This is a genomic window from Streptomyces adustus (assembly GCF_009377175.1).
Taxonomy (GTDB): domain Bacteria; phylum Actinomycetota; class Actinomycetes; order Streptomycetales; family Streptomycetaceae; genus Streptomyces; species Streptomyces adustus.
Window position 1 is genome coordinate 1 of the sequence record NZ_VJZD01000431.1, and the last position, 4159, is coordinate 4159.

4 protein-coding genes are annotated in these 4159 nt (G+C 70.7%); 1 reads left to right on the plus strand and 3 read right to left on the minus strand.

The window, feature by feature from the left end:
* Nucleotides 1–80 precede the first annotated feature (80 nt).
* Entirely contained in the window at nucleotides 81–893 is an 813-nt protein-coding gene (locus FNH09_RS45000; RefSeq protein WP_152895651.1) for a PhzF family phenazine biosynthesis protein, read from the plus strand.
* Between the two features lie 33 nt (nucleotides 894–926).
* On the opposite strand, the gene FNH09_RS45005 is transcribed toward FNH09_RS45000, so the two are convergent.
* The 3 genes from FNH09_RS45005 to FNH09_RS49340 all read right to left on the minus strand — a co-directional run.
* Nucleotides 927–1727 (minus strand): CPBP family glutamic-type intramembrane protease, encoded by an 801-nt coding sequence (locus tag FNH09_RS45005; protein WP_162470070.1) that lies wholly within the window; start codon nucleotides 1725–1727, stop codon nucleotides 927–929.
* Between the two features lie 350 nt (nucleotides 1728–2077).
* Entirely contained in the window at nucleotides 2078–3595 is a 1518-nt protein-coding gene (locus FNH09_RS45010) for a glutamate-cysteine ligase family protein (RefSeq protein WP_152895652.1), read from the minus strand.
* Nucleotides 3596–3841: 246 nt separating this feature from the next.
* A partial coding sequence (locus FNH09_RS49340) for a hypothetical protein (protein ID WP_152895653.1) occupies nucleotides 3842–4159 on the minus strand: 318 nt, incomplete at its 5' end.

Here is a 4159-nt window from a genome sequence, read left to right on the forward strand (position 1 = left end):
GCACCCACCCGCCCCGCACCGGTCCAGTCGGTACGAATTGGCCTTGGTCGCGGGGCCGCGCGGCCAACTACCGTCGTGGCATGCGTATTCGTATCGTCGACGCCTTCACCGACCGCCCCTTCGCCGGCAACCCGGCCGGCGTGCTGATCCTCGACTCCTTCCCCGACGACGGACGCCTCCAGAACGTGGCGATGGAGGTCAATCACGCGGAGACGGCCTTCGCCCATCCCCTCCCGCCGGGCGGCGAGGCGGACTGGGCGCTGCGCTGGTTCACCCCGGTCACCGAGGTCGACCTGTGCGGCCACGCCACGCTGGCCACGGCCCACGTCCTGCACACCACGGGCGCGCACACCGGCCCGGTACGGTTCGCCACCCGCAGCGGTGTCCTCGTCGCCACGCCCGCCGAGGACGGTTCGTTCACCCTGGACTTCCCGACCGCGCCGCTCACCCCGGTCGCCCTGCCGGACGGCGTCGCGCAGGCGCTCGGCGCCGAACCGCTCACCGCCTTCGACACCGGCCCGAACATCGGGGACCTGCTCGTCGAGCTCCCCGACGAGAAGACCGTGCACGCCCTGCGGCCGGACCACAAGGCACTCGGCGCCCACTCCCGCCGCGGGATCATCGCCACCGCCCGCGCCGAGAACCCCGCCCTGGGCTACGACTACGTCTCCCGCTGCTTCTTCCCGAACGTCGGCATCGACGAGGACCCGGTCACCGGCAGCGCCCACACCGCGCTGGCGCCGTACTGGTCCGAGCGCCTCGGCCGTACGTCGCTCACCGGCCTCCAGGCCTCGCCCCGCACCGGCCGCGTCCGTACCGAACTGCGCGGCGAGCGCACCCTGCTCGGCGGCCGCGCGGTCACCGTCATCGAGGGCGACCTGCTCGCCTGGTGAGTCCGGCGGGACCGGGGTGGCCCGGGTGGCTGCTCAGGCCGTCGGCAGCCACCCCACCTTGCCCGCCAGCAGGGCGTAACCGACGAACGCGCCGATGTCGAGCAGGGAGTGCGCCACCACCAGCGGACCCACCCGGCCCCAGCGACGGTAGAGCCAGACGAACACCACGCCCATCACCATGTTGCCGATGAACCCGCCGATGCCCTGGTAGAGGTGGTACGAGCCGCGCAGTACGGCGCTGGCCATCAGCGCGCTGCCCGGGGTCCAGCCCAACTGCCCCAGCCTGCGCAGCAGATAGCCGACGACGATGACCTCTTCCAGGATCGCGTTCTGCATCGCCGAGAGGATCAGTACCGGAAACTTCCACCACACGTCGGGCAGCGCCTCCGGCACCACCGTGAGGTTGAAGCCGAGGCCGCGCGCCGCCAGGTAGAAGGCGATCCCGGCGCTGCCGATCACCGCCGCGACGCCCGCGCCGCGGCCCAGGTCGGGCCAGGGCCGGGTGCGGTCGAAGCCGAGGGTGCGCATGTTCTCGCCCTCCCTCAGCAGGAAGTGGGCGACCAGGGCCACCGGCACCAGGGCCGTGGCGATCCCGAAGAGCTGCCAGGCGAGGTCCAGCCAGGGCCGGCCCGGCGCGGCCGAGGCGTTGAGGGTGGCCGCCTGGTCCTTCAGGCCTCCGGGTTTGGTGACCGAGCCGACGAAGCTGATCAGTGCGGCCAGCGCGCTCGCGCCGAGCGACAGCGCCAGCACGAGCAGCGTCTCGTCGCGGAGCGTCCGCCGCGAGGGCCGCTCCGCCGGATATGCGTCGGCCACCGAGCCTGCCTCCACGTGCACACCTGCCTCCTGTCGACGGTCGTCACAGCTTGCCCGATCGACCCGGAGCGGTCGCGGCCGACCCCCCGCGCGGGCACCCGCCGCGCCCGTCGGCGAGGAGTTCGCCCCACGCGTACGGAGCTCCGCACACGGGCACGCGGCTCCGCGCACGCGTACAGGGCTCGACCCACGCGTACGGAGCTCCGCGCACGGGCACGCGGCTCCGCGCCCACGTACAGGGCTCGACGCACGCCTACGGGGCTCGCCATCCGCCTTCGGGCCCGGACCGCGTACGTGTACGCGGTCCGGGCCCGAAGGCGGATGGCGGATGGCGGATGGCGGACGGCGGATGGCGGAGCCGCCCGGCCCCGTCAGCCCAGCGGCACCGGCTCCGGCAGCCCCACCGGCCAGCTGTGCACCGGTTCGCCGAGCAGGGTCAGCTCGCGGTACCGCCGGGTGGTCGCGGCGAGCGCGGCGTCCCGGGACAGCCCCGTCTCCAGGGCCCGGTGGAAGGTGGCGGCCTGCCAGGACGCGCCGTTGGTCCGCCGTCGGCAACGCTCCTCGATCACCCCGAGGTACAGATCGCGGTCGGCGGGATCGACACCCCACGCGTCGAGGCCGGCCTCGGCCAGCGGCAGCAGTTCGTCGCGTACGAGCCCGACGGCGTCGACCTGCGTCGTACCGCCCAGCCGACCGCGCCGCGGCCATTCGAGGCGGGCGTCGATGCCGTACCGGCACGCGGCGTCGAAGTTGGCGGCGGCCGCCTCGAACGGCAGCCGGGTCCACACCGGCCGCGAGTCCTCGGCCAGCGCGCGCACGACGCCGTAGTAGAAGGCCGCGTTGGCCAGGACGTCCGTGACGGTGGGGCCGGCCGGCAGCACCCGGTTCTCCACCCGCAGATGGGGGAAGCCGTCGGCGATGCCGTAGACGGGGCGGTTCCAGCGGTACACCGTGCCGTTGTGCAGGACGAGTTCGCCCAGCTGCGGGATACCGCCCGCGTCCAGGACGTCGAGCGGGTCCTCGTCGGCGCAGATCGGCAGCAGCGCCGGGAAGTAGCGCAGGTTCTCCTCGAACAGGTCGAACGCCGAGGAGATCCACCGCTCGCCGAACCAGGTCCGCGGCCGCACCCCCTGTGCCTGCAACTCGGGCGGACGGGTGTCGGTGGACTGCTGGAACAGCGGCGGCCTCGACTCGCGCCACAGCTCACGGCCGAACAGGAAGGGCGAGTTGGCGCCGACGGCGATCTGCGCGGCGGCGACCGCCTGGGCCGCGTTCCACACGTCGGCGAACCGGCCCGGGGTGACCTGGAGGTGCAACTGCACCGAGGTGCACGCGGCCTCGGGGACGATCGACTTGGATGTGCAGGTCAGTCGTTCGACGCCCTCGATGTCGAGCGCGAAGTCCTCGCCCCGGGCGGCCACGATCTGATCGTTGAGCAGGGTGTAGCGGTCGACGGCGGAAAGGTTGGAGGACACCAGGTCGTCCCGGTCGAGAGTCGGCAGAATACCGATCATCACGATTCCGGCGTCGAGCTCGCCCGCTTTCCGGTCGGCATATGCCAGAGACGTACGGAGTTCCTCGGCGAGCCGGTCGAATACCCGGCCACCCAGCCGGTGTGGGGCGATGTTCACTTCCAGATTGAACATGGCGAGTTCTGTTTGGAAATCGCGGCTCGCGATCCGTTCGAGCACTTGCCCATTGAGCATTCTCGGCATGCCGTCGGCCCCGAGAAGATTCAGTTCGATCTCCAGCCCCATGAGGTTCTTCGGGCGATCGAACCGCTTCTCCGCCAGAAGCCGCTCCAGCCCCGCCAGACACCGCCGGAGCTTGTCGCGGTAGAGCTGGCGATCGGACAGATCGAACCGACCTGCCACGACCTTCTCCCCCATGGAAGCGTCCCTCCTCGTCGGGGCGACCCTCGGTTTCCGGGCCGCCGTGTCCGGGGTCAGGATGGATGATGCCCAGCGAAGGCGATCGATAACGCACCCACTGGGCCGGACAGCCGCTACATTGGTCGGACGTGACCGGCGGCACATTCACGAGGCATAAAACAGTGTGCACTTTCGGGTACCCCGCGCGTCTCGTGAAAAACGCCGACGACAATTGGCCGACCGCCGCTTCGACATAAGCCGAGGTCATCGCCTCGCGGCAGGCTCGAAATCGGGATGATTACCGCGTACCGCCGACCGAATGAACCCTTGCCGAAACCGCGAGAAGCAGCTAGACGAATCACAGGATGAACACTCGTCGTATAAACTTCGCGAACAAGGCGGAGAAGGTTGGCGCCCACGGTCGAAGGAACCTGTCGTCGAGGTGACGAACGGCAGGGCGGCCACGATCTGATCGTTGAGCAGGGTGTAGCGGTCGACGGCGGAAAGGTTGGAGGACACCAGGTCGTCCCGGTCGAGAGTCGGCAGAATACCGATCATCACGATTCCGGCGTCGAGCTCGCC